At 63.2% G+C, this 26,854-nt stretch carries 25 protein-coding genes; 12 read left to right on the forward strand and 13 right to left on the reverse strand.

The window, feature by feature from the left end; all coding sequences use genetic code 11:
- Positions 1-27 precede the first annotated feature (27 nt).
- Both ASC89_RS02795 and ASC89_RS02800 read left to right on the forward strand, forming a co-directional pair.
- Positions 28-528 (forward strand): GNAT family N-acetyltransferase, encoded by a 501-nt coding sequence (locus ASC89_RS02795; RefSeq protein ID WP_274532682.1) that lies wholly within the window; start codon positions 28-30, stop codon positions 526-528.
- 76 nt (positions 529-604) lie between these two features.
- Entirely contained in the window at positions 605-1,111 is a 507-nt protein-coding gene (locus ASC89_RS02800; RefSeq protein ID WP_162247892.1) for a M48 family metallopeptidase, read from the forward strand.
- Between the two features lie 67 nt (positions 1,112-1,178).
- On the opposite strand, the gene ASC89_RS02805 is transcribed toward ASC89_RS02800, so the two are convergent.
- Positions 1,179-1,919: an alpha/beta fold hydrolase gene (locus tag ASC89_RS02805; protein WP_055994387.1), complete on the reverse strand. Its 741-nt coding sequence runs from the start codon at positions 1,917-1,919 to the stop codon at positions 1,179-1,181.
- Positions 1,920-2,297: 378 nt separating this feature from the next.
- Between ASC89_RS02805 and ASC89_RS28680 the strand changes: the two genes are divergently transcribed.
- Positions 2,298-2,555: a hypothetical protein gene (locus tag ASC89_RS28680; protein WP_162247893.1), complete on the forward strand. Its 258-nt coding sequence runs from the start codon at positions 2,298-2,300 to the stop codon at positions 2,553-2,555.
- Positions 2,556-2,632: 77 nt separating this feature from the next.
- Here the strand turns inward: ASC89_RS28680 and ASC89_RS02810 are convergent, their stop codons facing one another.
- The 4 genes from ASC89_RS02810 to ASC89_RS02825 form a co-directional block, all read right to left on the reverse strand.
- A complete protein-coding gene (locus ASC89_RS02810; RefSeq protein ID WP_055874113.1) occupies positions 2,633-3,460 on the reverse strand; it encodes a carbohydrate ABC transporter permease in 828 nt (275 codons plus the stop codon).
- Positions 3,457-4,359, reverse strand: coding sequence for a carbohydrate ABC transporter permease (locus tag ASC89_RS02815; protein WP_055875924.1), 903 nt, complete (start codon positions 4,357-4,359; stop codon positions 3,457-3,459). The genes ASC89_RS02810 and ASC89_RS02815 overlap by 4 nt, the downstream gene beginning before the upstream one ends.
- A 76-nt stretch (positions 4,360-4,435) precedes the next feature.
- Complete coding sequence (locus ASC89_RS02820) at positions 4,436-5,725, reverse strand: ABC transporter substrate-binding protein (protein WP_055994390.1); 1,290 nt, start codon at positions 5,723-5,725, stop codon at positions 4,436-4,438.
- A 187-nt stretch (positions 5,726-5,912) separates the two neighbouring features.
- A complete protein-coding gene (locus ASC89_RS02825) occupies positions 5,913-8,276 on the reverse strand; it encodes a family 78 glycoside hydrolase catalytic domain (protein ID WP_320410454.1) in 2,364 nt (787 codons plus the stop codon).
- Positions 8,277-8,480: 204 nt separating this feature from the next.
- Here ASC89_RS02825 and ASC89_RS02830 point away from each other — a divergent pair, with 204 nt between their 5' ends.
- Positions 8,481-9,509 carry a LacI family DNA-binding transcriptional regulator gene (locus ASC89_RS02830; protein ID WP_055994393.1) on the forward strand — a complete coding sequence of 343 codons (1,029 nt, stop codon included), beginning with the start codon at positions 8,481-8,483 and terminating at the stop codon, positions 9,507-9,509.
- Between the two features lie 184 nt (positions 9,510-9,693).
- On the opposite strand, the gene ASC89_RS02835 is transcribed toward ASC89_RS02830, so the two are convergent.
- Positions 9,694-10,752, reverse strand: a complete 1,059-nt coding sequence (locus ASC89_RS02835) for a LacI family DNA-binding transcriptional regulator (protein WP_055994396.1) — start codon at positions 10,750-10,752, stop codon at positions 9,694-9,696.
- A 172-nt stretch (positions 10,753-10,924) separates the two neighbouring features.
- Here ASC89_RS02835 and ASC89_RS02840 point away from each other — a divergent pair, with 172 nt between their 5' ends.
- From ASC89_RS02840 to ASC89_RS02860, 5 genes are all read left to right on the forward strand, one after another.
- Positions 10,925-12,166 (forward strand): ABC transporter substrate-binding protein, encoded by a 1,242-nt coding sequence (locus ASC89_RS02840; protein WP_055994399.1) that lies wholly within the window; start codon positions 10,925-10,927, stop codon positions 12,164-12,166.
- A 69-nt stretch (positions 12,167-12,235) separates the two neighbouring features.
- Positions 12,236-13,114, forward strand: coding sequence for a carbohydrate ABC transporter permease (locus ASC89_RS02845; protein ID WP_055994402.1), 879 nt, complete (start codon positions 12,236-12,238; stop codon positions 13,112-13,114).
- Positions 13,107-13,943, forward strand: coding sequence for a carbohydrate ABC transporter permease (locus ASC89_RS02850; RefSeq protein WP_055994405.1), 837 nt, complete (start codon positions 13,107-13,109; stop codon positions 13,941-13,943). The genes ASC89_RS02845 and ASC89_RS02850 overlap by 8 nt, the downstream gene beginning before the upstream one ends.
- A gap of 4 nt (positions 13,944-13,947) precedes the next feature.
- Positions 13,948-15,369, forward strand: a complete 1,422-nt coding sequence (locus tag ASC89_RS02855; protein ID WP_055994408.1) for a NosD domain-containing protein — start codon at positions 13,948-13,950, stop codon at positions 15,367-15,369.
- Entirely contained in the window at positions 15,366-17,039 is a 1,674-nt protein-coding gene (locus tag ASC89_RS02860; RefSeq protein ID WP_055994411.1) for a glycoside hydrolase family 32 protein, read from the forward strand. The genes ASC89_RS02855 and ASC89_RS02860 overlap by 4 nt, the downstream gene beginning before the upstream one ends.
- Positions 17,040-17,201: 162 nt before the next feature.
- On the opposite strand, the gene ASC89_RS02865 is transcribed toward ASC89_RS02860, so the two are convergent.
- From ASC89_RS02865 to ASC89_RS02875, 3 genes are all read right to left on the reverse strand, one after another.
- Complete coding sequence (locus ASC89_RS02865; RefSeq protein WP_055874083.1) at positions 17,202-18,044, reverse strand: catalase family protein; 843 nt, start codon at positions 18,042-18,044, stop codon at positions 17,202-17,204.
- 147 nt (positions 18,045-18,191) lie between these two features.
- Positions 18,192-18,971 (reverse strand): SDR family oxidoreductase, encoded by a 780-nt coding sequence (locus ASC89_RS02870; RefSeq protein ID WP_055874080.1) that lies wholly within the window; start codon positions 18,969-18,971, stop codon positions 18,192-18,194.
- On the reverse strand, positions 18,968-19,300 hold the full coding sequence (locus ASC89_RS02875) for a nuclear transport factor 2 family protein (protein ID WP_055994414.1): 333 nt from the start codon (positions 19,298-19,300) through the stop codon (positions 18,968-18,970). Before ASC89_RS02875 ends, ASC89_RS02870 begins: the two co-directional genes overlap by 4 nt.
- Before the next feature lie 141 nt (positions 19,301-19,441).
- Here ASC89_RS02875 and ASC89_RS02880 point away from each other — a divergent pair, with 141 nt between their 5' ends.
- A complete protein-coding gene (locus ASC89_RS02880) occupies positions 19,442-20,344 on the forward strand; it encodes a LysR substrate-binding domain-containing protein (protein ID WP_055994417.1) in 903 nt (300 codons plus the stop codon).
- A 137-nt stretch (positions 20,345-20,481) separates the two neighbouring features.
- Here the strand turns inward: ASC89_RS02880 and ASC89_RS02885 are convergent, their stop codons facing one another.
- The 4 genes from ASC89_RS02885 to ASC89_RS02900 all read right to left on the reverse strand — a co-directional run bounded on the left by ASC89_RS02885 (position 20,482) and on the right by ASC89_RS02900 (position 24,654).
- The gene (locus tag ASC89_RS02885) at positions 20,482-22,002 is read right to left on the reverse strand and encodes a YifB family Mg chelatase-like AAA ATPase (RefSeq protein ID WP_055994420.1); all 1,521 of its coding nucleotides are present in this window, start codon (positions 22,000-22,002) and stop codon (positions 20,482-20,484) included.
- Between the two features lie 111 nt (positions 22,003-22,113).
- A complete protein-coding gene (locus ASC89_RS02890) occupies positions 22,114-23,070 on the reverse strand; it encodes an aldo/keto reductase (RefSeq protein WP_055994422.1) in 957 nt (318 codons plus the stop codon).
- A 12-nt stretch (positions 23,071-23,082) separates the two neighbouring features.
- Positions 23,083-24,075, reverse strand: coding sequence for a LacI family DNA-binding transcriptional regulator (locus ASC89_RS02895; RefSeq protein ID WP_244488383.1), 993 nt, complete (start codon positions 24,073-24,075; stop codon positions 23,083-23,085).
- 132 nt (positions 24,076-24,207) lie between these two features.
- The gene (locus ASC89_RS02900; protein WP_055874056.1) at positions 24,208-24,654 is read right to left on the reverse strand and encodes a VOC family protein; all 447 of its coding nucleotides are present in this window, start codon (positions 24,652-24,654) and stop codon (positions 24,208-24,210) included.
- A gap of 413 nt (positions 24,655-25,067) precedes the next feature.
- Here ASC89_RS02900 and ASC89_RS02905 point away from each other — a divergent pair, with 413 nt between their 5' ends.
- Positions 25,068-25,934, forward strand: a complete 867-nt coding sequence (locus ASC89_RS02905; RefSeq protein WP_244488384.1) for a carbohydrate ABC transporter permease — start codon at positions 25,068-25,070, stop codon at positions 25,932-25,934.
- Positions 25,931-26,848, forward strand: a complete 918-nt coding sequence (locus ASC89_RS02910) for a carbohydrate ABC transporter permease (protein ID WP_055874050.1) — start codon at positions 25,931-25,933, stop codon at positions 26,846-26,848. The genes ASC89_RS02905 and ASC89_RS02910 overlap by 4 nt, the downstream gene beginning before the upstream one ends.
- Positions 26,849-26,854 lie beyond the last annotated feature (6 nt).

Consider the following 26,854-nt stretch of genomic DNA (forward strand, 5'->3'; position numbering starts at 1 on the left):
CCCATACTCGTTTCGCAGAACCTGACAATGCGGCCTGCGACCGCCGCAGACGTTGAGGCACGCTTGGCCCTCGGCGCCGAGCCCGACGAGAACCTGAGGCTCTATGGTGTGGAGCCGAACGGCGCGGCCTTCGGCCGTAAGGAAGCTGAGCGTTGGGTTGGCGCTCTCATCGAGCATCCCCATGCCTGGATCATCGAGGCCGCGTCGCTGCTCGGCTCGGTTCGGCTCGACCGGGTGGACCTGGTCGACAAGCGCGCCTCGCTCGCCATCGGCCTGCTGCGGCAACAGGATCAGGGGCGCGGCCTCGGCACCGAGGCGGCACGCCGGGTGCTCGAATATGGCTTTGACGAGCTCGGCCTGCACCGCGTTTCGCTGCGCGTTCTCGCCGGCAACATCCGGGCCATCCGCTGCTACGAGAAATGCGGCTTTCAGGTCGAGGGCAGGGAACGCGAGACGGTGTTCCTCGATGGCGCCTGGCGCGATGACCTGATCATGGGGCTGCTCAGCCACGAGCTCCCAAGGGAATAAACTCGGGTCCCGGGTGTTGTTCCCATCAGCCACCCAATGCGGTGGCTAGGGGGAGCATGGCCGAATGGAGACCCAGATGCCATTGAAATTGCTCACGAAGACTCTGACTGTGCTGGCTGGCGCGACGCTCGTCGTCGGCATGCTGGCCACCGCGCCGGTGCGCGCTGTCGATGGTGGCGGCGGCGGGGGGGGTGGCTACGAATCGAACTCCACCTCGCAGAGCGTGAGCGGGCCATCGCTCAACGATGCACGAGCGCTGATCCGTGCCCAGAAGTGGAAATCGGCGGCGACCATGCTGAAGCAGATCGTCCGCGCCGACCCGCGCAGCGCCGAGGCCAACAACCTGCTCGGCTACTCGCTGCGCAAAACCGGCGACTACAAGAACGCCCAGGGCTTCTACCTCAAGGCGCTCAAGCTCGACCCGCGCCACAAGGGCGCCACCGAATACCTGGGCGAGCTCTATGTCGAGATCGGCCAGCTGGCCAAGGCCAACAAGCAGCTGGCAACCCTCGAAAAGCTCTGCGGCAATACGAGCTGCAAGGAATACCAGACGCTGGCGAAGTTCATCGCCACCAAGAGCTGAGGCAGCTCAGCGGTTGCCGGCGTCGAGGACCGATGCCGGCAACCCTTCAGACCTGCGCCCGCGCTCTTCAGTGAGCCGAGCCCTGCGCGGCAGCCTGGATGGCGTCCGCGACCACGCTCGCCTGGGAAATGTAGAGCGCGTGACTGGCCGAAACCCTGGTGATCTGCGCGCCGGCGCGCTCAGCCATGTGAACGAGCATCGCCTGATCGAAGGACTGGTCTTCGGTCGCGATTACGGCCCAGCTTGGCTTGATCCGCCAGGCGGCGTTGGTCAGGGCGGTTCCGAACACCGACATGTTGATGGGCACCTGCGAGTCGCGCAGGAAGGCGGCTTCCTCATCGCTGAGGTCATGTGCGAAGCCGGCCTTGAACTTCTCGGGGTTGAGATAGCCGAAGCCGTCACTCTGCACATCGATCACGAAGTTGGGGGTTCCGGCGAAACCGACATACTGGTCACTGGTTGTCTGGCCCTTGTCCGGGGCAAGGGCCGAGACGTAGACGAGGCCCACCACGCGCGGGTGGACGCCCGCTTCCGTGATGACTGTTCCACCCCAGGAATGGCCGACCAGGATCACCGGACCATCCTGTCGGTCGAGTGCCCGTGTGGTTGCGGCGACGTCGTCTGCAAGCGAGGTCAGCGGGTTCTGCACGATGGTCACAGAAAACCCGCGCTGCGTCAGGTCATCGTGGACCCTGCGCCAGCCCGAACCATCGGCGAATGCGCCATGCACAAGAACCACATTCTTCACGGAGTTGGCATGCGACGTGTCAACCATTGGAGACTCCTCTCGTACCCATGACTGTTTCATTCGATCCGCAGTTTCGGCAGGCACCCGCAACTGCAAAATCGATGCTGAATCATAGCCACAGCGGCGAGAAAGGTGCTTCCGAACTTTGGTCCGGGGTGCGTCGTATCTTTCCACTATTCCATCGGTCCGGGGCGTCTTCGACACGAAAAGCCAAAAGACTGAAAGATTCTTCCGTCCTAGATCGCTGGAGGCTGTTGTTCCCGGAGCCATGCCGCAGCTCAGTGCGGAGCGGTGGCCTCGGAAGAGTAAGCATCCCCTACCACCGGCGGTTGATCAGGTTGTGCCCGAGCGGCAGCGCGAACATGAGCGTGCCTGCCACCTCGTGTACCAATGCCTCGCCACCAGTAGGCCAGCGCCAGCAACAACAGGACGGCAGCCGTGCCGGTGAGCGAGAGCCTGAAGAGAAGTTTTGCGGTTCATGTCGGTCTGGCCACCAAAGGCCAGGAGATCGCCGAACATGTACTGGAATTCCGTGCTCTCCCTGGGACGGCGGCAAGCCTGGCAGCCGCTCTTGCGAGCGACGCGGCGGGCGAGGTGGCGAGCTATCACCATGAAACGTCAGAAGTTCAACCGCGCTGCTCTCTGCGCCAGAAGCAGTCGCTCCCGATTGTCCGCCACGAGCCCCATCGTGCCTAACGACGAGCCCACGCGCAATGCAAGCAGTCGCCGCTGATCTCGACCGATCCGCGATAGATTTCGCCTCGTTCGCAACCCTACCCTTTCACGGCGCCTGCGGTCATGCCTGCGATGATCTGCCGATTAAAGAAGAGGAAGACGACGAGCGGCGGGATGGTGATCAACAGGATGTTTGTGAACAGCAGGTTGTACGACGTCTCGAACTGGCTCTGGAAGTTGTAGAGCGTCAGCTGCACGGTCGCGAACTGGTTGCCCGGCAGGTAGTACAGCGGGTTGGTGAAGTCGTTGAAGATCGTGACGGTCTGCACGACGATGATCGTCACCGTCACCGGCCAGAGCAGCGGCAGGATCACCCGGAAGAAGACATCGAGCGGCCGCGCGCCGTCGATGATCGCGGCCTCGTCGAGCTCGCGTGGGATCGTGGCGATAAAGGCCTTGTAGAGCAGCACGCAGAACGAGAGGTGATAGGCAACCTCGATCAGGATGAGGCCGTGCAGCTTGCCGAAGAGGCCGAGCCCCTGCAGGACCCAGATGGTCGGCACGACCGCCGGCGGGATCATCAGCCCGGCGAGGATTAGGAACTCGACGAGGCGGTTGAAGCGGCTCCGGCGGCGCGACAGGACGAAGCCGACCATTGCCGAGAAGATCACGAGTAGTGTCACACCTGAGACGGTGAGGATTGTCGAGTTGACGAAGGCGGTGATCAGCATCCAGTTGCGGGTCGAAGCGACCTCGACAATGTTCGCCCACAGGTTGTTCACCTGCGGCCACGAGAAATCGAGAAGGGCCGATTGCTGCTGGTCCTTGAACGCCATCAGCACGATGAAGGCGAAGGGCACGAGGAACACCACTGCCGTAACGATGATGGCGAGCACGCCCAGCCAGTAGTCCTTGATCAGCTTCATTCGTGGCCCTCCCGCCGGTTGAAGTAGGCCGTCAACGGGACGACGAGCAGCACGATGAACAGGAACAGCACCACGTTTCCGGCGGTCGAGAGACCGTAGAAGCCCGACTGGTACTGCTTGTAGATCACCGAGGCGATGACGTCGGATGAAAAGCCGGGGCCGCCACGCGTCATGGTCCACACGAGCTCGAAGGTCCTGAGACCTCCGATCAGACTGAGCGTGACGATCGTCACAGTGGCGGGACGGCAGAGCGGCAGCGTCACGTAGAGGAAGTTCTGCAGCTTGGAGGCACCGTCGATGCGGGCGGCCTCGAAATAGTCCTTGGGAATCGACACGATCCCCGCGATGTAGATCACTGTCGCCATGCCGACACCCTTCCACACATCGACCAACGCGACGGAGATGAGGGCAAGGCGCGGGTTGGTCAGCCAATCGGGGCCCACGATGCCGATAGCCGCAAGGGCCTGGTTGATGGCGCCCTCAGTGGGATGCATGAGCACCGTGAAGGTGATGCCGACGCCGACGGTGGAGACGACCACTGGAAAGAAGATCACCGCCCTGAGGTAGCCGCGAGCGATGATCTGCGAGGTCAGCAGCACCGCGCAGCCGAGCCCGAGCACTACCTTGAGGCTAGCACTGATCGCAGCGAAGGTCAGCGTGTTGACAAGGCCCTGCAGCAGGAACGGCTCGCGCAGGAACTGCGCGAAATTGTCGAGGCCGATGAAGGTGGCGTCGAACAGCGACCACCGCATCAGGCTGAAATAGAAGGACGACGCGGTCGGCAACAGGAACAGCACCACGTAGATGGCCGCCGCCGGGGCATAGAACCAATAGGGGTACAGCCCACCGGATTTGAACCGCGGCCTGGGCGTCGAACGCTGCGTCGCAAGCCCCGTCATCGACAAATCACTCATCGTCACCAACTGCTTCACGAGGAGCAACTCCGGACTGCTCCGGAGCTGCAATTGGGCGAGATTACCAGCCGGCGAGGCCGAGCTGCTGGGCCTGCTTGCGGACGTCTTCGTCATAAAGCTTGGCACCCTCTTCGGCCGTCATGATGCCGGAACCGACCGAGACGGTGATCTGCTCGAGCGCCGGGCCCTTGATGGGCGAGAGGAACTCCAGGGCCGGAGAGTTGTTACCGCTGTCCCAGAAGGGAAGCATGTCGGAGACGGCGGGCGCCGCACCCTCGAGCACGCAACCCTTGACCAGGAAGGGACCCGTGCCGCCGCCGGTGCTCTTGAGAATCTCGCAGCCTTCGGGACTTACAACGAAAGCCAGGAACTTCTTGGCAGCATCGAGATTGGGCGTGTTCTTCGACACATAGAGCGCCTGCGGCATCCAGGCCGTGAGGCCATTCTTGGACGCGTCATCGCTCGGCACCGGGAAGTAGCCGATATCCTTCAGCTGATCCGGATAGGTTGCTCCCATCGCCCGCAGCGCACCGCTGATGATTGGGTAGTGCGCGCCCTCTCCAGTTGCCAGCATGCGAATGCCGTCCTGGTAGCCGGCCGAGGCGAAATCCTTGTTGAACAGGCCGGCCTCATACACCTGCTGCAGCTTCTGGAAGCTGCGAAGCGCTGCCGCGTCGGTCGCGAATTTCGCCTTGCCCTCGGTGTAGAGCGTCGCGAAATCGGGCTCGGCCGCCTGGACATTGTAGAAGTCGGCGAGGATCAGTATCTGGCTCGTCCAACTGTCCTTGTAGGTCTGGATAATCGGGGCGATCTTGCCGTCTTTGAGAATTGCCTCATTGTTCGCGAGGAACTCGTCCCAGGTTTTGGGAATGGAGAGACCAAGCCGCTCATAGACGGGCTTGTTGTAAAGGATGCCGCCGGCAGAAGCGGTGCTGAATGGCGCCCCTACGATGGCGCCCTCCGGTGTCGAGACTACGCGCTTGAACGTCTCCTGCACATCTGCCTGCCATGGCTCGTTGCTGAGATCGGCCATGAATTGCCCGGGATTGAGTGCCCTGAGCAGCGAACCCGAGTTGTAGGTAAAAAGGTCCGTGATCGTACCCGTTGCAAGACGGGTCTTTACGAGGTTGCCCCCTTCCTCGCCGCCGGGCCTCGTTTCGATCTCGATGTTGACATCGGGGTTCGCAGCTTCAAAACCCGCCACGAGAGCCTCGAACCGCGTCAGCACTTCAGGCGAGTTGTCGACGAGCAGCGATAGGGTCACCTGCTGCGCATTAGCGCCCCCTGCAATCAGCGCCATCGCAAACAGACTGGCGCCCGCCAGCACGTTGCGGATCGATAGTTTAGCCATTCAAATCCTCCGTTATCTCCTCGTGCCCTCGTTCGCCGGGTTGGTCGCAGTCACTGTCTGCTGGAGGCGCACCGCCGCACCTTTCCCTGCTCCACCCCGCGCTTCTTAACGAGCGCATACCTGTCTGACTTAACCCACAAACTGTCTGTGTGCAAGGTTGCACATTCAACGTTGCACGTGCGCAATCTCAGGGCATGTTCGCCGCAAGCGGGGAGTCATGAACCAATTGCTTGGCCGGTGTAGCGTATTTGAACACGGCGACGTGCCGACCCGGCCCGACGATCGGGTGAGCGCCAACCATGATCGGCGCCCCGTCGAGCTCGGCGTCCCGATAGTCCGGAGAGAGGCGCAGCGTGCCCCGCGCTCCTGCGGGCACGACGAACTCGTAGCGAACCTTGTCACCCGTCAGCGTCCAGGACGCCGAAATCCGGCCCCGTATCGAGTCGTAGTGGGCCGCGACCGGGGACAATCCATCCACGACAGTTGGCGAGAAGATGACGCTTTCAAAGCCCGGCGCATGCTCGTCAGGCCGGAAGCCTGCGACGCCTTCCAACAGCCACTCGCACACGGCCCCAAACGCGTAGTGGTTGAACGAGTTCATCTGCGGATTGTAGATCGTGCCGTCGGCTTGGATGGCATCCCAGCGCTCCCACACGGTCGTTGCCCCCATCCGCACCTGATAGAGCCAGCCGGGGACATCCTCCTGCAGGAACACCTCACCGGCCAGGGCCCCCTCACCGACCTTTACCAAGGCCGGAAGCAAAGCCGGTGTCCCGATGAAGCCGGTTCCGAGCCTGCCTCCCGTCCGCATGATGGCGCTCCTGAAGTATCTCGTCGCCGCGGCCAGCTTGTCGCTCGGGACCAGGCCATGGAGCAGCGCCAGCGCGTAGGACGTCTGGTCGTCGTAGGCGAGTCGGCCGGAGGGGGTGACAAACTCGTTGCGGAAAGCAGTCTCGACTTCCGAACGCAGCTTCGACAGCCGCCGGGCGATCTCTGGTTCTCCGACGAGCTCGGCGGCTCGGACTGCGATTCCGAGGCTGATAAAGAGGTAGAGCGTTGCGGCCGCATCGTCGCCAATCGTCGGCAGCGGCTTGGAACTAGGGCCTTTGGGCTGAAGCCAGTCGCCAAGGCAGAAGCCGCGCGCTCCAGGCGTCGCAGGCGGACGCACGATCCCGTCCTTGGTCAACGACCAGACGAAATCGATCCACTTGAGCATCGCCGGCAGCGCTTCGGCCAGGATGTCTTTGTCGCCATATTGCAGGTAGAGCCGCCACGGAATGACAGTGATAGCGTCGCCCCACCCGGTCGAGCCGTACTGCATGCGCTTGCCCGGCTTCACGCGCACAATATGCGGGGACGTATGCGAGATGGCCCCGTCCGGCGCCTGGTCGACCATCAGCTCGCGGACATACTTGACCAGGAAGTCGTGGCTGTCCGCGAGATAGCAGGCGGTGCCGGCGAACACCTGTGCGTCGCCACTGAAGCCAAGCCGCTCGTCGCGCTGCGGGCAGTCGGTCGGCACATCGATGAAATTCGAGCGGTGCGACCAGATAGCGTTCTCAAAAAAGCGGTTCACCAGCTGGTTGCCGCTCGAGAACGAGGCAGTCGCCTCGGGGACGGACGAGATCGGCACGGACTGGATGCGCCTGACACGCGCGCTCCCGCTGATGGTGACGCGGGCGTAGCGGAAGCCCTGATAGGTGAAGTGCGGGCTATAGTCTGCGAGCCCCCGCTCGTCGAGGTGCAGCCTGATGATTGCTTCGGCGCTGCGGTAGTTGCCGTTGTAGAACTGCCCGTGCTTGTCGAGCACTTCGGCGTGCTCGATGAGAACCTGCGACGGCCCCTCGGCCGCGAGGCTGAGCCGAACGTATCCTGCGGTGTTCTGTCCGAAATCGTAAAGGGTGCGGCCCTCGCTGTCTTGCCACTGCTTCACCGGATCGAGCGGCCGAAGCTCGCGCACCGGATCGCATTCATGGGCAATGAGCTTGCGAGGATCGAAATCGACAACCTCGACGCCCTCTTGCGTTTCCGGGGCCAGGGTCGCGTCGAAGATCTCGCCGAAATAGATCTGCGACTTGCGGACGGGTGTTTCGCCGCTCCCCCACTGCTCATCGGTGCACACCACGATATCGGCCAGATCTGCCCCGCCTCTGATCTCGGCGATTGCGGAAACCCTGGTGCCCCAGATGTTCTTCCGCCGCTCCTCGATCCACATCAGCGGCGATCGGTACCAACCATCGCCGATCCAAATCGTAATGGTATTGGCGCCCTGCTTGAGCAGGCCGGCCACGTCGTAGACCTGATAGGAGAGCCTTGCGTCATAGTTCGTCCAGCCGGGCGTCAGTACGTCCTCGCCGACCCGCCGGCCGTTGATGAATGCCCAATAGAGCCCGAGGGCCGATATCCGGAGTACCTCGTTCCCGTTGAGCCGGGCGACATGGAACTCTCGGGTGATCTGGCTGGCCGGGGCGCCTTCGCCACCATCGGCCAGGGGGCGGATCATCTTGGCTGCCCAACCGATGGCCTCAACGCCTTTAGCCCCTTTGATCAATTCCGACCTCCCAACGCTCAAATGAAAAAACGTGCAAGGTTGCACACCGAGGTCGTGTAACGTCGTTCGAACGACAATACAACGGGCTGTTTCTACGGAAGGGAGTGGACTTGCGGGTGAAGGATAAGGCGGCATCGGCAGCGGAACCTCGCCGTTTGCCGAGAATCCAACAGTTCTGCTATCGACAGCTGAAGGGAGCGTGACATGAACAAAATCGAGCGAAATCGGCCTGGCCAAACCAACGGAAAGCCGAAGCGCGTCACTATCCTGCAGGTAGCCGCAGATGCCGGCGTTTCGTTCGCAGCCGTCTCGAAGGTGTTGCGCAACGCCTATGGGGTGAGCGAGTCACTTCGCGAGCGGGTGAACGCGTCGATAAAGAAGCTCGGCTACACCCCCAACACCGCCGCCCGCGGGTTGCGCGGACGCTCATTCGTCGTCGGCGTGGTCTTTCCCGATATGCGCAATCCCTTCCTCGCCGACATCTTTGCCGGCATCAGTGCGGGATTCGAGCGCACCCCCTACCAGGCGGTGCAAGGCATCGCCTCCCAATCAAACGAGCGCGACCTCACCCAGGCGATGATCGACATGCAGATGGATGGGCTCATACTCGTTTCGAGCAGCCTGTCCCCCGAACAGCTCACCGATCTCGGCAGCCGTATTCCAGCTGTCGCCATCGGCAATCGGCCTCTCGTCGAGACCACCTTCGACACCGTAAACAACAATGACGAGCAAAGCGGACGATTGGTCGTGCAGCATCTGGCAAAGCAGGGCGCCGAGCGCATCGCCATGCTGAGCCTTGAACATCCCACAGCGATGCGGATGCGTGAAAGTGGCTACCGGCACGAGATGGAGGCTCAGGGGCTCTCCGCCTACATCAATATCGCCCGCACCGAACAGACCCCAAGAGGGATATATGGCGGCATGGAGAAGCTGCTCGAGAGCCGGCCACAGGCCCTCTTCTGCTGGTGCGATGCCGTGGCCTTCGAATCGATCAGCCACGCGCGGTCAAATGGGCTTCGCGTTCCGGAGGACCTGGCCATCGTCGGCCACGACAACACCGTCTACTGCGCACTCGATCAAAACAGCCTGACGAGTGTCGATCAGTCGGGCGAGCAGATCGGCACGCATGCTGCGAGGTTGCTCGTCGAAAGGTTCGAGGGGCGGATCGAAACCGAACAGATTCTACTGCAGCCTCGGTTGGTTGTACGTCGCAGCAGCACCCTTGACGGATGAACGGGCACATTGGCTCAAACCGACGTAACTCGCGGCTCCTTGGCTGGACGAGGAGGTCCGCTCTGGGCCAAATTGCAACTGACGCAACCTCAGCAGGTTATGTGAATGCCGCCATCGGCGCTTTGCAGAAGACCGGGGGAGGCACGGGTTCGAGAAGGCCAGACGCGGTCAGCCGATGCTGTGCTCAACCACCAGTGCCTGCCGCGTCAGCGATCTGCATCTCTCTGGCCTGGGCACTGGATCGCCGCGCCACCACCGGGCATTTGAGGACCCGCCGCTCCGTTTCGCTGCCCTTGCCGTGCACCAGCTGGTCCAGCATGTCGGCGCCCTGCCAGCCCAGGTCGTAATAGGGTAGGGCCACCGTGGTCAGCTCGGGTTTGAGGCCGAGCGACACTGTGCGGAAATCGTCGAAGCCGACAATGGTGATGTCATCGGGCACGCGCAGGCCGAGGGATAGCGCGGCCAGGTAGGCCTGCAGCGCCATCTCATCATTGCCGCAGACCAGCGCCGTCGGGCGATCGGGCATCGACAGGATATCGAGGGTCTCCCGATAGACGTAGTTGGTCTCGCGGCCGACCGGCCCCTCCATGCCCAGCCGGATGACCAGGTCGCTTTCAGCGATGCCAGCTGCCTGTGCCGCAGCAAGGAAGGCATCGAGTCGCTGATTGGCGCCCAGCAGCAGGGGGTTCAGCCGGATGTAGCCGATGCGGCGATGTCCAAGCGCGATCAGGTGCTCCGTAAGGGCATAGGATCCACCGAAATCATCCGGCTCGATCGACGGATAGACATAGCCGTCTTCGGGATGCGAGTTGACCAGCACCGTCGGGATCGAGACCTCGCCTGCCGCCGGCACCACCACCCGGTGGTACATCGCGACATAGAGCACGCCGTCGATGCGGTGCGCCTTGAAGGTGCGCCAGACATTGGCCTCCCGCGTCGGGTCGCCATCGGTGTTGGCCAGCAGCACGGTGCGGCCATTGGCGCCGGCCCAATCCTGAACGCCCCGGACGATATCGCCCGAGTACGGCGTCGTCGAAATGAAGTCGGTGATGATGCCGATGATGTTGGTGCGGTTCGAGCGGATGCTGCGCGCCGCGAGGTTCGGGATGTAGCCGAGATCGGCAATCGCCAGCTGTACCTTTTCGATTGTGTCAGCGGTGACGTTGGGCTCGCCGTTGACCACGCGGGACACGGTTTTGTCCGAGACGCCGGCGACCCGAGCGACATCCTTGATGCTGACCATTCGTTCTCCCCCACAAGCGCCGGCAACTCTAGCGGCGCGGCAAGTGAGCCGCAACCGACAACGTCGACATTCGCGATGTCGACGATGTCATTTCAATTGACGACGTCGACATTGCTGCCTATGGTCCGGCTGCTCCGGGTCGTTCTCCGTGAGCCGAAATTGAGGAGGGGACATGAACAAGACGCTATTTGGCGCGGTGGCCGCGCTTTGCCTCGCAACGTCCGCGGCGCAGGCCGAAGCCATCACCGTACTGGTTGAAGGTGGTGGCCATTCGCTGCAGCAGGCCGCTGCCGATGCCTTCACCAAGGAGACCGGCATTGAGGTCAACTTCGTCGAGGTGCCCTATCAGGGCGTGTTCGACAAGCTGACCGCCGAGATCGCTTCGGGGACCTCGAACTACGATGTCGCGACCATCGACGTGGTCTGGAACGCCGCCTTCGCCTCGCATGTCGAGGATCTGAGCGACCTGTTTACCGATGCCGTGAAGGCCGACATTCCGCCGGCCCTTCTCGCCGACGCCACTGTCGGCGGCAAGCTGATCGCCATGCCCGCCTGGGCCAACGCCGAGATCGTCTTCTATAGGAAGGACCTGTGGGAAGACCCAGCCAACCAGGCGGCGTTCAAAGCGCAATATGGCTATGACCTCGCCCCGCCGGCCGACTGGCAGCAGTGGCGCGACATGGCCAAGTTCTTCACCAAGGATGGCATGTTCGGCACCGACGTGATCGGCGCGACCTCCGAAGAATGGATGGCCGAGGTGCTGCAGGCCGGCTCGCCCGGGGTGATCCTCGATGACGCAGGTCAGGTCATCCTCGACAACCAGGCCCATATCGACGCGCTGGTGAACTACCGGGCGCCGCTCTGCGAAGATAAATCAGCGCCCGACAATGCGCTCGAAATCAACTGGGGCGAGGCCCAGAACCTGTTCTACCAGGGCCAGACCGCCATGATGAAGTTCTGGGCCCACGCCTACAAGATGACGCCGGAAGACAGCAAGATCGCCGGCAAGGTCGGCGTCGCGCCGATGATCGGCGGCCCGGCCGGCATCGCCGGTATCCCCGGCCCTTGGTACAACGTCATTCCATCGACGTCTGAGCATAAGGACGCAGCGCGGCAGTTCATCGCTTTTGCCATTGCCCACAACGGGCTGGGCATCGAGGCGCCGCTCGGGCTCGCTGCCACCAACTCGGCCTATGCCAGCTACACCGACAAGCCCGGCTACGAGCATTTCGGGCCGCTGCTGGCGACGCTGTCGGCGCCGGCAACCAAGGGCCGGCCGATCAATGAACACTACCAGGAACTGGTCGATGAAGCCGTGATGCCCGCCTTCCAGGGCGCCCTCGAATGCCAGGACAACGTCGCGGAACTGCTGCACGATGCGGCGGCCACCGCCCGAGATATCCTCGGCCAATAAGCATCCAGGAACTCTCGGGGCCGGGGCGGCGATCTGCCTCGGTCCCAACTGATCAACGGGGGAGGGAGCATGACCGAACGCAGGTTCGTGCTGCTTATGCTGATGCCGGCCATGCTGTTCCTGGGGCTCCTTGTGGTCTACCCGGTGGCGCTGCTGGTCTACAATTCGTTCTTCGACGTCAAACTGATCGATCCGGCGAGCCGCGTCTTTGTGGGGCTGGCGAACTATATCGAGGCCCTGACGTCGAGACGGATCCTCGAGTCCGCCGTCAGGACCCTCAAATACTCCGTCTTCGCGCTGTTCTTCGAGCTGCTGTTCGGTCTCGGCGCGGCGCTGCTGTTTGCGGCGATCGCCCGGCATTCGCATTGGCACCGCACCATTTTCGCCCTGCCGCTGATGATCTCGCCGATCGTCGCCGGCCTGCTGTGGCGATTTCTCCTCGTCGGCAATATCGGCATCCTCAATTACGGGCTCGCCGCACTCGGCATCATTCCTGACCCGGGCGCCATCAAGTGGCTGTCCGACACCGACATCGTGATCTACTCGGTGGCGGCCGCCGATATCTGGCTGACCACCTCGTTCGTTGCGCTGGTCAGCTATGCCGGCCTGATGAACATCCCGCGCGATGTGCTCGAGGCGGCGCGGATCGACGGCACCAATGCCATCAACCGGTTCTGGTACATCACCCTGCCGATGCTGCGCCCGGTGCTGGCGGTGGTTGTGGTGGTCCGTGGCATCGATGCCCTCAAGACCTTCGATCTGATCTGGATCCAGACCCAGGGCGGGCCGCGCCAGCAGAGCGAAGTGCTGTCGATGAACATCTACCAGCGCATGGTGCGCTATGGCGATCTCGGCCAGGCCTCGGCCACCGCAACGCTGTTTCTGCTGGTGATGATCGGTATCGCCGGCCTCGCCTACTGGAAGATCTGGAGAGCCGACCGTGGCTGATCGCGCCCCCATCGATCTCACGAAGCTCATCATCCATGCGGTGGCGCTGCTGCTGGTGCTGTCCTATGCGCTGCCCTACCTCTACCTCGTCTCGACGGCGCTGAAGCCGGCGGTCGACGTCCAGCAGATCCCGCCATCCTTCCTCCCGCAGCGGCTGTCCCTCGAGAATTTCACCAGCGTCATCGGGACCGTCGGGCTGCCGGAAGCGTTCCTGAACTCCGCCATCGTCGCGGTGCTGACGACGCTGCTGTCGTTGCTCATCGCGGTTCCCGCCGCCTATGTCTCGGCGCTCTACCGCCGGCGGCTCACCATGCTCTTCATGCTGTTTGCGCTGATCACCCGCATGGTGCCGGCGGTGTCGCTGGGGGTGCCGCTGTTCCAGATCATGAAGACGCTGGGCTTGCTGGACACCACCATCGGTCTCGTCCTCGCTCACACCTCCACCGCTGTTCCCCTTGCCATGCTGCTGATGGCGGCCTTCTTCGAAGGCGTGCCGAAGGAGCTGGAGGAAGCGGCCCGGGTGGATGGCTGCACCCGTTTTGGCGCCTTCTGGCACATCGTCCTGCCGGTGATGCCGAGCGGCCTCGCCATCACCGCGCTGTTCAGCTTCATCGCCAGCTGGAACGAGTTTCTCTACGCCCTGCTGCTCACCTCCGAGAGCAGCAAGACGGCGCCGATCGTCATCGCGGAGTTCAACTCCGTCTATGGCCTCGCCTGGGGGCCGATGACCGCCGCCGCCGTCCTCTATTCCCTCCCCGTCATCCTCGTCACCCTCGTCCTGCAAAAGCAGATTGTCGGCGGGCTGACCTTCGGCGCCGTGAAAGGCTAGTCCCATGGCAAGTATCGAACTCGACAAAATCAGCCAGGGCCAGGGCAGGCCCAGCGCCAATGTCTACAACGTGACCGAGTGGCCAGCCGGCAATCCGCACGACGATATCGGAGCGGTGATCAACAGCATCATCGCCGATATCAAGCGGCGGCAAGCGGCGCCCGATGTCAACGACGGTGGCAAGCCCGGTGCCGTGATCTACATCCCGCCCGGCGACTTCCGGCTGCGCACGCAAGTCCGCATCGACATCAGCTTTCTGCGCATCGTCGGATCGGGGCATGGCTTCACCTCGTCGAGCATCCGTTTCAACACGCCTAGGCCTGAGCTCGAGCAGTGGCACGAAGTCTGGCCGGGGGGTAGCCGCGTCCTCGTCGATCTCGTCGGGCCAGCCGGCGACGGAGCTGCCGGTGCGGCATTCCTGGTGCAGCGCGCCGGCAATCCTCGCATCAGTTCGGTCGAGTTCGCCGACTTCTGCATCGATGGCCTGCATTTCACCGATGCCTCGAACGGCGACGCGGAGAATTCCTACCGCAACGGCAAGACCGGCATTCACATCGCCAGCGCCAATGACTCGTTTCGCATCACCGGCATGGGGCTGGTCTACCTGGAGCATGGCGTCGTCTCCCATCAAGCTGACGCCTCGACCATCGACAACAACTTCATCGCCGAATGCGGCAACTGCATCGAGCTACGCGGCATGGGGCAGGCCTCGAAAATCTCCAACAACCTGATCGGCGCCGGCTATGCCGGGCACTCGATCTATGCCGAGAATTTCGGTGGCCTGCTGGTCTCCGGCAACAACGTTTTCCCGCGCGGGCGGAGCAGCATCGAATTCTCGGGCGTGGTCAGATCGTCCATTACCGGCAACCGGCTGCATTCGTTCTATCCGGGAATGCTGGTCTTCTCCGGCAATTGCTCGGAGAACCTCGTCGCCTCCAATCACTTCCTGCGCGACCACGAGCCTTGGGCCCCGATGACCAGGTACGATAATGGGCTGGATGATCAGTTCGGCCTGCTGCATCTGAGCGGCGACAACAATTCGGTCATCGCCAACCATATCTCGGCCTCGATCGACACCCGGTTCCTGAAGCCCGCCAACGAGAAACCGGTGATTATCCGGATCGTCTCGGGCACCGGCAACTATGTCGCCAACAACCACATCGTGGCGACGACCGAGCGGGCCACGGCCAACGACGCGCCCAACAGCGACTGCTTTGCGACGCAGGTCGAGGCCATTCTCTCAACCAGGAACCTGACGGCCCTCGAGGTGGTCGCCGTGCAGGTCGAACCGGCCTCCACCGGGAACACCATCCTCGATTCCGGCAGCGACATTGAGGTGCTGATCGATAAGTCGGTGAACGCCTTTCGCGGCACGCCCGTGCCCGGGCAGGCCCGAGCGCAAGACAGCTCTCGGATCGACAGTTGAAATCCTCCGTCAGCCTCCCCGCCGGCTACCGGCTCGAATTCTGGGCGCGCGGGCCGGGGTCGATCCGCATTTCCGAGGCCGATGCCGTGCTGTGGCAGGTCCCGGCATTCTCCGGCCACGTGGATTTCTTCGGTTACCAGCACCGCGAGGCCGGCAGCGTCACCGTCGAATGGCAGAGGCCCGAGGCGATCCTCTGGGCTTATGGCTACGATCCGGCTGATGTCGCCGAGGCCGGCATCACCCTCTGGGAATTCGATGAGGCCGGGCTGACGCTCAGCACCAAGCCTGAGATCGATGCCTCGATGCGCTCCGATCCGGCGCGGCCGATCATGCATTTCTCGCCACCCCGCCAATGGATGAACGACCCGAACGGCCTCTGCAAGATCGGCGAGACCTGGCACCTGTTCTATCAGTTTCACCCTGCCGGCACCGAGTGGGGCCCGATGCACTGGGGACACGCGGTCAGCACCGACCTGTTCAACTGGACCCACCTGCCGGTGTTCCTCCACCCCGAGCAGAACCTCTGGCGGCTCGGAGCCAGCGGCGGCGCTTTCTCCGGCTCGGCATTTACCGACCGCGACGGCAGCCGCATGTTCTTTTACACCGAACGCCTGCCGGCCTATGACCTGTTCCAGGGCTATCGCGAGGTGCAGAAGCTGGCCCGGCCGGGGCGGGACGCGCTGCACGCCACCGGCTCGGAGACGGTGCTTACACTGCGTCCCGACGGCGTCGAGCACGATTTCCGCGACCCCAAGGTCTGGTGGGACGAGGCGGCAGGCGCCTACCGCATGGTGCTGGGTGCGGCGCTCTATGGCGATCCCGCCGTGCTGCTCTATGGTTCGGACAACCTCAGCGACTGGGCCTATCTGGGCCCGCTCTATCGGGGGCCGGCGCACTACCGGGAAAACGGCGCCCGGGCGGTCGAGTGCCCCGACTTCTTCCCGCTAGATGGCAAGTGGGTGATGGTCATGGGCTTTGTCGGCTATACCGAACCGGCGACTGGCCGCCACAACCTGCTGTTCGCCCGGGTTGGTGAGTTCAAGGGCGACCGCTTCGTCCCTGATACCGACGATTTGCAGGTCCTCGACTTCGGCACCGACTTTTACGCCATGCAGAGTTTTGAGGCCGAGGGCCGACAGATCGCCTTGGCCTGGCTGTTCAACTGGGAATCCCGCAAGCCTGCCGGCTCGCCCTATTCGGGCGAGATGTCGCTGCCGCGCGAACTCAGCCTCGATGGCTCCGGGCGGCTGCGCATGCACCCGGTGACCGAGCTGGATAGCGCCTGGCAGGCTCATCCCCTGGCCCAGGAGCCGGATGGGAGCGTCCTGCTGCGGGACGCGCCGGTCGAGCTCCGCCTGTCTGGCAACCTCGACGGCACAAAGATCGTCGCGACTGAGAGCGGCGCCCTCTGCTTCGAGCTATCGGTATCGGGCGGTCGCCTTGCGGTTCGACTGGCTGGGGATGACGGGAAGATCCGCTACGAGGCCACGTGTGGGTCGGCCACCGATCTTCGCATCGTCTACGACCGCGGCATCGTTGAGATCTTCGCCGACTACGGGGCCGTCTGCGGCACGCGGCGCGGCTACACCAACATCGCCCCGGACAGGCTTGAAGTCACATCGCTCGCCCAATTCACCGTGTCCGAGCGGCGAGCGGTTCAACTACCCTGAGCCATGGGCAGCTGTGGCCTACCGCCCTCATCCCGCACGAACGCGCCAGACGACCCCGGACGGCCCGTCTAGACTGCTTGGCTGCGCTCTCCGGGACTCCAATCGTCCTTTCGACCGAGCTCGCCCACTGGCAGAGCCAGGCTCCCGGCTAGAACCCTCATTTCAGGCCGGCAGGTCGCTGAGCGAGCGCGGTTCAGCCGCCTCGACATTGTTCACGCTATGGCGGAAGTCGCTCGAGGCTGGATATGCCGGTCTGCGGGACCGCATGATCGCTCCGAGTGGCCGATGCGCCTCCAGGGCGTGCCAGGGCGCATAGGACATCACATCATCGGCGTAGATGCGGCGCGCGTCACTCGCGGCGTTCTGCGGTGCAAGGTGAAGGGTCGCCACCGTCTGATGAGGCGAGAGGTCCTCGCGCCATAGCACCGAGGCATCCTCGATCGGCATCCGGCCGATGTCCGCGCACAACTGCACGCGCAGGGCGAAGTCAGCCGAGTTGTGCGCGAAGAACTCCTCCAGCAAGTCGCGGACCGGCGAACTGGGCCGGCCAGCGTGATCGACTTCATGGCCCGTCAAAGCACGCACATTGTCGGAAAGCGGTGTCACGCTAAACTTGCCGACATAGTCCCCGAATCGCAGAGCGGCCATCGAGTGGAAGGTCTCGCCGAGCGGATGGGCATTCTCCGGTGAAAGGATCTCGACCGGCGCCGGCAATGGGCGGCCCAGCGCCTTGAGCACCCTGGCGGCCAGACGCGCCTTCCTGCCGATCGAGGCAAGCTCATCGTCCGTCTTGGTCGGTTGCTGCTCGAGCGCCTTCTGCAGCTTGAAGTACTCGCTGACGGTTCCGAACGGCAGGGTTGGTGAGTTGACGAGGAGGAAATCCTGCGTGTCCAGACCATCCCCGATCGCGCGCTGGCCTTCCACGCCGAGTACCTTGATGGCCATGCCGAAGTGAGCGAGCAGCCAGTCGGGCCGGATGTCCCCGGGACCGAGATTGGTAGCCACTCGGGTTCAATGACATTGATGCGCATCGTTCTCGGCTTCCCGTGGAAGCGCTCTTAGGCGCGGGGCTCGGGAAGGGCGACCGTGAGGCTTCACCTCACGGCGTAGTGGTAACGGTAGTTGATAATTCAGAGTCTGCGTATCGGCTGACTACGTTGTCGGAACAGTCCCGCCGTCGATCACATGCTCGGTCCCGGTTATGGACGTTGCGCGATCCGACGCCAGAAATGCGATCAGGTCGGCAACCTCTTTCGGCTCGGCCGGTCGTCCCAGCGGGATACCGCCGAGCGAGTTCATAATCACCTGCACTGCCTCGTCGTAGCCGATGCCGGCTTCTTCGGCGATTCGGAGTGCGAGACCACTGGCATTCGGGCTGGAGATCCAGCCGGGCGAAACCCGTACCACTCGCACGCCCTTGGGCGAGACTTCCTTGGAAAGGCTCTTGCTATAGGTATTGAGCGCAGCCTTGGCCGACGCGTAGGCCGTCGTCGCCTCCGGTAGCGGCAGACGGTTCTGGATCGAGGTCACATGGATGACGACGCCACTGCCCTGGGCGATCATGCCGGGGATCAGAGCGCGATCGAGCCTGACAGCGGGAAAGAAGTTGAGGTCGAACTCCTTGTTCCATTCAACATCGTCCAGCGCGACGAAACCACCCGATGGCGCGGACGAGCCACCCAGAACGTTGACGAGGATGTCGAGCCCACCAAGCTCACCATCCACCGCATCGATGACAGCCTTTACCCCGGCTTGGGTGGTCAGATCGGCGGCGACGAACGCTTCACCGTCAAGATCCGCCGGCTCGTGTCGCGCTGTTGTCAGAACGTGCGCGCCTAGCTCCCGGAAGAGCGCCACCGTTGCGGCGCCGGCGCCCAAAGTACCCCCGGTGATAAGCGCCCGTCGCCCCTGCAATGTGAGGAACGGGGTCATACCGTGATTTCCAGCTCTGCAACCTTGTCGCCGGCGAGGACGAAGAAGTACTTCAGATCGACCGGGCTGCCGGGGAAGTCACCGGCGACATGAGCCATCACCTGGATCTTGTCGTTCTGAGTAGTGATGAAGAACGGCTCGATGGTGGTGGGACCGAACTTTCCGCTGTAGTCGATCTTCCACTGCCGGATGGCTTCGTGGCCGACGATGGTTTCGCCGACATCCTTGACCTTGGCGTTTTCGGTGAAGGAAGCGGCGAGTTCGTCAGGGCCGCCGTCACGGTCGGCAGCAAAATAGGCCTCAATGGCCTTCGGCAGCTTAACAGTCATTTTCAGCTCTCCAGCTCGGTCTGTGCAGCCTTGCCGGCTGCGAGGCCGATCCCTTTTGGGCCCGGCGGGGATAATCTAGGGCTGGACGAATGCCCCGATAACAGGGACAAATAGGGATGAGGAATTTCGAAAATCGGGACAATGACGCGATCTGTGCTTGCCGACCTCGACGCCGTTCTCAGCATTGCCCGCCAAGGCTCCTTTAGAGCCGCAGCGCTTGAGCTCGGCATGTCCACGACGGCCCTGAGCAATGCCATCGCCAAGCTTGAACAGCGCCTCGGCATTCGCCTGTTCAACCGAACGACGCGCAGCGTTTCGCTCACCGACGCGGGGAAGACTTTTGTCGAGCGGGTTGGGCCCGCGATGACAGATATCCACGACGCCATGCTGGCCGCTCAGTCGCTCCAGGAGACGCCGACCGGTACCTTGCGCATCAATGCATTCGCGTCGGCCGCCAGAGAAGTGATGGCACCCCTCATCCTATTGTTCCTGCGGCAATACCCTCGGGTGCATATCGATCTGGTTACCGAAGGACGACTGGTAGATATAGTTGCTGCCGGCTTCGACCTGGGCCTGAGGCCAGCAGATTTGGTGCCCAGCGACATGATAGCCTTGCCGCTCGGCCGAGAGCGCAGCAACGCTGTCGTCGCGTCACCAGATTTTCTCCGGACACATGGCAGGCCATTGGTCCCGGCGGACCTCTATCGGTTCAGGTGCATCCGTTCGCGTCTTCCCAATAACGCCCTGTTTCGGTGGCGATTTGAAAAGGATGGGAGCGCGGTTCAGATCGACGTGCAGGGCGCAATTACCCTCGACGAGTCGAGCCTTGTTAAGATAGCCGCGCAGAACGGTATTGGGCTGGGCTATGTGATGGAAGCGGACGTGCGCGATGACATTGGGGCCGGGCGCTTGGTGCGCGTCCTCGAGGATTGGACCCCTCCGTTGGCTCCGCTGGCGCTGTATTATCCGGGCCGAAAGAATCCTCCCGCCGCCTTCAGCGCCTTCATGCGTGCCGCGAGAGAGTTCGCATCCGCGAATAGTTAGCCGCTCCTGGAGCAATGGCCGCTTCGGGCCAGAAGCGGCCGTCCCGCCAGCGAAACAGCACTCGCGCGATCGCCGGGTCGTAGCGGCTGCTGGCTAGGGCAGGTCCGACAGCGCCAGGCTACCGTGATGCGCTCAACCTACCCCAAGGCCAGGTTCAGCCGATAGCTCAACGCCTCGGCCAGATGCGGGCGGGTAACCTTGTCGGCGCCGGCGAGGTCGGCGAGGGTGCGCGCCACTTTCAGCACCCGGTGGTAGGCGCGGGCCGAGAGGTTGAAGCGCTCCGAGGCCTGCAGCAGCAAGGTCTGGCTGTCCTTGTCGGGATTGACCAGCTTTTCGATCAGCGACGGGCCGGCGGCGGCGTTGGTGAAGACATCGGGGTGGCCGGCTTCGATGTAGCGCTGGCGCTGCCGCTCGCGCGCCGTTTCGACGCGGGCGGCGACGGCGGCGGAGGGTTCGGCCGTCGCCGGGCCGATCATCTCGGCGGCCGAGACAGCGGGCACGTCGATGCGCAGATCGATGCGATCGAGGAACGGCCCGGAGACCCGACCCTGGTAGTCGAGCGCACATTGGTCGCCGCGCTTGCAGACATGGCCGGGTGTGCCGGCGAGCCCGCATTTGCAGGGGTTCATCGCCGCAATCAGCTGGAAGCGGGCAGGAAAGCTGACATGCGCGTTGGCGCGGGCGATCACCGTCTCGCCCGCTTCGAGCGGCTGGCGCAGGCTGTCGAGCACCGAGGGCGAGAACTCCGGCAACTCGTCGAGGAACAGCACGCCGTTATGGGCGAGGCTGGCTTCCCCCGGCCGGACCTTCAGGCCGCCGCCGACCAGCGCCGCCATCGAGGCCGAATGATGCGGGGCGCGGAACGGCCGGCGATCGCTGAGCGCGCCGCCTGCCAGTTCGCCGGCAATCGACTGGATCATCGACACATCGAGCAGTTCGCGCGGGTTGAGCGGCGGCAGGATCGAGGGCAGTCGCGCCGCCAGCATGGATTTGCCGGCGCCGGGCGGGCCGATCATCAAGAGGTTATGGCCGCCCGCCGCCGCGACTTCGAGCGCTCGGCGCGCCACCTGCTGGCCGCGCACTTCGCTGAGATCGGGCAGCCCGGCCGGCTCGGCCCGCCGCCGCGCCACAGGGCGGCTGCAGAGCTGAAAGCCACCGAGATGGTTGACCAGCGCCAACAGCGTTGGTGGCGCGACGATCTCGAGGTCCTCACCGGCCCATGCCGCCTCCGGCCCCGAGGCCTCGGCGCAGATGATGCCCATGTCGCGCGACAGTGCGGCGATCGCTGCCGGCAGCACTCCGGCGGTCGGGGCGAGCTGGCCGTCGAGCCCGAGTTCCCCGAGCGCCAGGTAGCCTTCGAGCGCATCGGACGGGATGGCGCCGATCGCCGCCATCAGCCCGAGCGCAATCGGCAGGTCGTAATGGCTGCCCTCCTTGGGCAGGTCCGCCGGGGCGAGGTTCACGGTGATGCGCTTGGGCGGCAGGCTGAGGCCCGAGGCATAGAGCGCCGCCCGCACCCGCTCGCCCGATTCCTTCACCGCCTTGTCCGGCAGCCCGACGAGGAAGAATTTTGGCAGGCCAGGCGCAATCTGCACCTGCACATCCACCGGCACCGCCTCGATCCCCTGAAACGCCACGGTGGCGACCCGCGTGACCATCGTTATGCCCCCAACATCCGCGCGGCACGCTAGCAGGAGGTCTGCGGGCGAAGCAAGAACATTTAGGGAACAGATCGGCGATGACGGGGGTCCCGCTGGCCGCCACAGTGCCTACGGATAGTGGTTGAAGAGATTTCCGGCGTCCGGGATGTGCGCCATGATCGCATCGCTGATATCGGCAAGCTCTTCGAACGCCGTGGCCGGGATTGCCGCCTCGAGTGCCGCCGCGTTGCTTGCCACCTGCTCCCTCGTCCGGCCTCCGGCGACGACCGAATTGACGCCGACCTGGCCGAGGATCCAGCGGATCGAGAGGGTCGAAAGCGGCAGGTCGAGCTCGGCGGCGAGCCGCTTCATTTGCTCCACGCCGGCATGCACATGCGGCCAGATGTCAGCCCTGAATGGCAGGATCGAGTGACGCTGGTCACCGGCAATCAGACCCGGATCGCGGCCGAACTTGCCGGTAAGGATCCCATGACCCAGCGGGCTGTAGGCCACCACGGCGATATCGTGGGCGAGGCAGTACGGAATTGCTTCAGCTTCAGCATACCGCCACAGCAGGTTGTAGCCCAGTTGATGGACTTCGATGCTGCCGACCTCAGAAACCTGCTCCATTTGCGCAACGCTGAAGTTGCTCACCCCGACAGCACCGATCTTGCCCTGAGCGCGTGCGGTTTCGAGACCTTCCATGACCGGGCGCATGTCCCTGCCGGCACGGGGCCAGTGAATGTAGTAGAGGTCGATGAAGTCCACACTGAGCCTGTTGAGGCTGCCTTCGACTTCGGCAATTGCGGCGGCTGCCGTCAGGTCATCTGTGTGCGACTTGGATGCGAGAAAGACACTCTCCCGCTTGCCCTCAAGGAACTGGCCGAGCAGAGTTTCCGACCTGCCGTTGCCGTAGCCCGCGGCGGTATCAAAGTGCCGTATTCCCGCCAGATAGGCGGCATGCAGTGCGCCGAGCAGATCGGTGTCCGTCGCGTCTTTAGCGTACCACGAGCCGCCTTGCGCAATCGGCAGCAGGGGCAACGGATTATTGGCGAGCGGGGCAGGGCGGAGGGCGGGCGAGAGCATCGTCACGATCGGTCAGGTACTTTCGCGAATGATGAGCTCGGGATCGATCAAGGTAACCCGCGGCGGCGGTAGTTTCTCGCCAGCGGCGATCAGGTGCATCAGGCGATCGACGGCCATTTGCGAGACGGCCTGGGCGTCGTAGTTCACCGTCGACAGCGGCGGCTCTCCGAATTCGGTGAAGGCGATGTTGTCATAACCCATGATGGCGAGGTCGTCGGGAATGCGCACGCCCTGCTTGTGGCACCAGCGCAGCGCCCCCAACGCCAGCGAGTCGTTGTCGGTCAGCACCGCGGTCGGCCGCTTCGGCCCGTTCATGAGCATGTCGAGCGCGAAATAGCCGTGCCGCGCATAGTGGCCATTGGTCGGCGCGATCAGCTCCGCATCGACGCCGATGCCGGCCTCCAGCAGGGCCTGCTGATAGCCTTCGAGCTTTTCGTCATTGCCATTGGCATGCGAGGCGTCGAGAAAGCCGATCCGCTTGTGGCCCCGGCCGATCAGGTAGCGCGTCGCCTGGTAGCCGCCGCTGCGATCGTTGACGCTTACCCCGTCAATGCCAGCGTCAGGATCGGCAATCAGCAGGACGAGCGGAAAATTGGCGCTGCGTAACGGCCTGAGGTGTTCGAGGTCGCGATGCCGCGCCGGGTAGATCAGGATGCCATCCACCTGGCGGGAGCGGAACATGTCGACGACCCGGATTTCCTCCTCGAGCGTGTTGTTCGAGGTGGCGAACAGCGTGCCGTAACCCCTCTCCGCCAGCGCGATCTCGACCGACTGGGCGGTCTGCGTCAGCGTCGGGTTGAGAATGTCGGTCAGCACCAGGCCAATGGTGCGGGTCGCTCGGCTCACCAGCGACTGCGCCACGTGGTTGGGAACGTAGCGCAGCTCAAGCGCCGCCGACTGGATCTTGTTCCGGGTTTCGACGGGAATTCGCTCGCTGTTGCGCAGCGCCAGAGACACGGTGTTAAGTGAAAACCCGGTGCGCGCAGCAATGTCACGTAACCGCACGATCCCCTTACCCAAGTTCGGCACCCGATTCTTGCACCGGCGATACTTCGCCCGTCGCTATGCAACACCGATAGCATGCCGGTGTCGCGCTGGTCACCGTGGCTCGATCGTCCATAGGAACGGACATCGCGATCAGGCGATCGCTCCCGTTTCCTGCAGCCGGCGGATCGCCTGAAGCTGCAGGCTGTCCTCGGCCATCTCCATCAGTTCGATCCGGTTGCCGTCCGGGTCTTCCAGCCACGCCTGGCGGTTGCCGTCGATCGCTGTCTTGAGCGGCAACAGCAGCTCGAGCCCAGCCGCCGCCACTTGCGCCAGCGTATCGTCGATGTTCTCAACGGTAAGGCACATATGGTTCATGCCGTTGGCGTTCCAGCCTGGTGCACGATCGTTTTCGGCTCCCGGGAAAACTTCGAGATACTGTGCGTCGGTGATCCGCAGATAGACCAGCCAGACGCTTCCGTCGTCCTTGTGGAGCCGCAGCATCTCGGGAAAGCCGAGCTTGTTGATGTAGTAGTCGAGCGAGCGATCGAGGTCGGTGACCTTGATCGCCACATGGCCGACACCATTGATTCCGTGCATGATTTTTCTCCCCCTCAAGCGACTTTGTCGATCCGGCTGAAACCGATCGTCCGCGCAATTTGTATGAACGCTAATACGAATGGATCATCCAAACCATGGGGGCCTGTCAATCAGCATTTCTTCGCCGCCAGACCGCTCTCGTGTCGGCCCTCCAGAGGAACGTACGGATAAGATATTGATATTACTTAATATTCAAGGTGACTATTCCGGCGCATATCGCCAAGTTTCGTCGTACGGCGCGATCGTTCCCACCCGAGGGGACCTGCTCTCCTCAGATTATTGACCATTGACGAGATCGGCAGCGCGTATCTAGATTAGCGATAATACGACCTCAACGGTCAGGGAGGCGCCACCACGGTCCAGAGGCCGGGTGGCGCTGCAGGGAGGGAAGCATGGCCTTTCGGTGGAGCCGAATGTCGCCGCAGCTCGCGCTGACACCGGCGGTGGCGATAACGGTCGTCGCCTTCATCGGTTCGATCCTGTGGACGATCTACGTCTCGTTCACCTCATCAAAGGCCTTTGCGACCTACGGCATCGATTTTTCCGACTGGGCCCGCCAGTACGAACGGCTGTTCAAGGACAAAGGCTGGACCATTGCGCTCAAGAACATGCTGGTGCTCGGCATCGGCAGTTTTCTGGCCATTGTCTTCGGATTCATTCTTGCTGCCCTGATCGATCGCGAGAAGCGCGGCGAGGGCTTTTTCCGGACGGTGTTCCTCTATCCGCTGGCGGTCTCGCTGATCGTCACCGGCGTGGCGTGGCGCTGGATGTTCAACCCCAGCTTCGGCCTGCAGGGTGCGCTGCATTCCATCGGCCTCACCTTCATCAGCTTCGATTGGCTCTCCAAGCCCGAGACCGCCATGTATGGCATCATCCTCGCCTCGGTCTGGCAGGGGGCCGGCTTCTACATGGCGCTGATGCTCTCGGGCCTCAAATCCATCAACACCGAGATCTGGAGCGCTGCCCGTCTCGATGGGGTCAGCTTCTGGCGGCTCTACGCCGAGATCATCATCCCGATGATGAAGTTTACCTTCCTCACCTGCGCAATTCTGCTCTCGCTGGGCGTGGTCAAGGCCTACGACATTGTCGTGGCCATGACCAATGGCGGGCCGGGGCAGGCCACCTGGGTGCCGGGCTACTTCACCATCAACGCCTACTGGGTGAAGTCCAACCTCGCCTATGCCTCCGCCGCCGCCGCTCTGATGCTGGGCATCACGGCGCTGATCTTCCTGCCGCTGGTGCTGCTCACCGCCTGGCGCGAACGGGCGAGGACGTCATGAGCACCGCTCTCCTATCGGGCGACGCCCGCGTCGAGGCCGCGCCGCGGTTCCCCCGCAAGCGTAAGTCAATCTCGGGGCGCTCAATCGCCATCCTGGTTTTCCTGAGCATCTGCGCTGCCTTCTTCTGCGTGCCGCTCTATGTCATCGTCACCACCTCCTTCAAGACGATGGAACAGATCCGCGAAGGCGCGATCTTCTCGCTGCCCTCACCCATCACCTTCGAGCCCTGGGTCAACGCCTGGGATCATGCCTGCTCCGGCATCCGCTGCGAGGGTCTCAAGGTCGGCTTCTGGAACTCGGTGGCGATCCTTTTCCCCAGCCTGGTGCTGTCGCTGACGCTGTCGTCGATCACCGGCTACGCGCTGGCGCTGTGGAAGGTGCGCTGGGCCGGCACCTTCCTTTTCATCCTCTTCATCTGCGCTTTCGTGCCGTTCCAGATCATCATGATCCCGCTCATCATTCTGAGTTCGGGCCTCAAGGTCTACGGCACCATCTGGGGCATCGCCATCATCCACGCGGTGCTCTCCATGCCCTTCCTGACGCTGGTCTTCCGCAACTACTACAAGGGCATTCCGCAGGAGATCATGAGCGCCGCGATGATGGACTCCGGCTCCTTCTGGCGCGTCTTCGGCGAGATCATAGTGCCCATGAGCGGCAACATCTTCATCGTCGTTTTGATCCTGCAGGTCACTTCGATCTGGAACGACTTCCTGCTCGGCCTGACCTTTGGCGGCCTCGGTACCCAGCCGATGAGTGTCGTACTCGCCAATGTGGTCATCACCACCACCGGCGAGGCGGCCTACAACGAGAACATGGCGGCAGCGCTGCTCACCGCCATCCCGCCACTCGTCATCTACTTCATTCTCGGCAAGTTCTTCGTCCAAGGCATCACTGCCGGCGCAATCAAGGGGTAAGCGGGC

This window comes from Devosia sp. Root413D1 (assembly GCF_001425235.1).
In the GTDB taxonomy this organism is placed as follows: Bacteria; Pseudomonadota; Alphaproteobacteria; order Rhizobiales; family Devosiaceae; genus Devosia_A.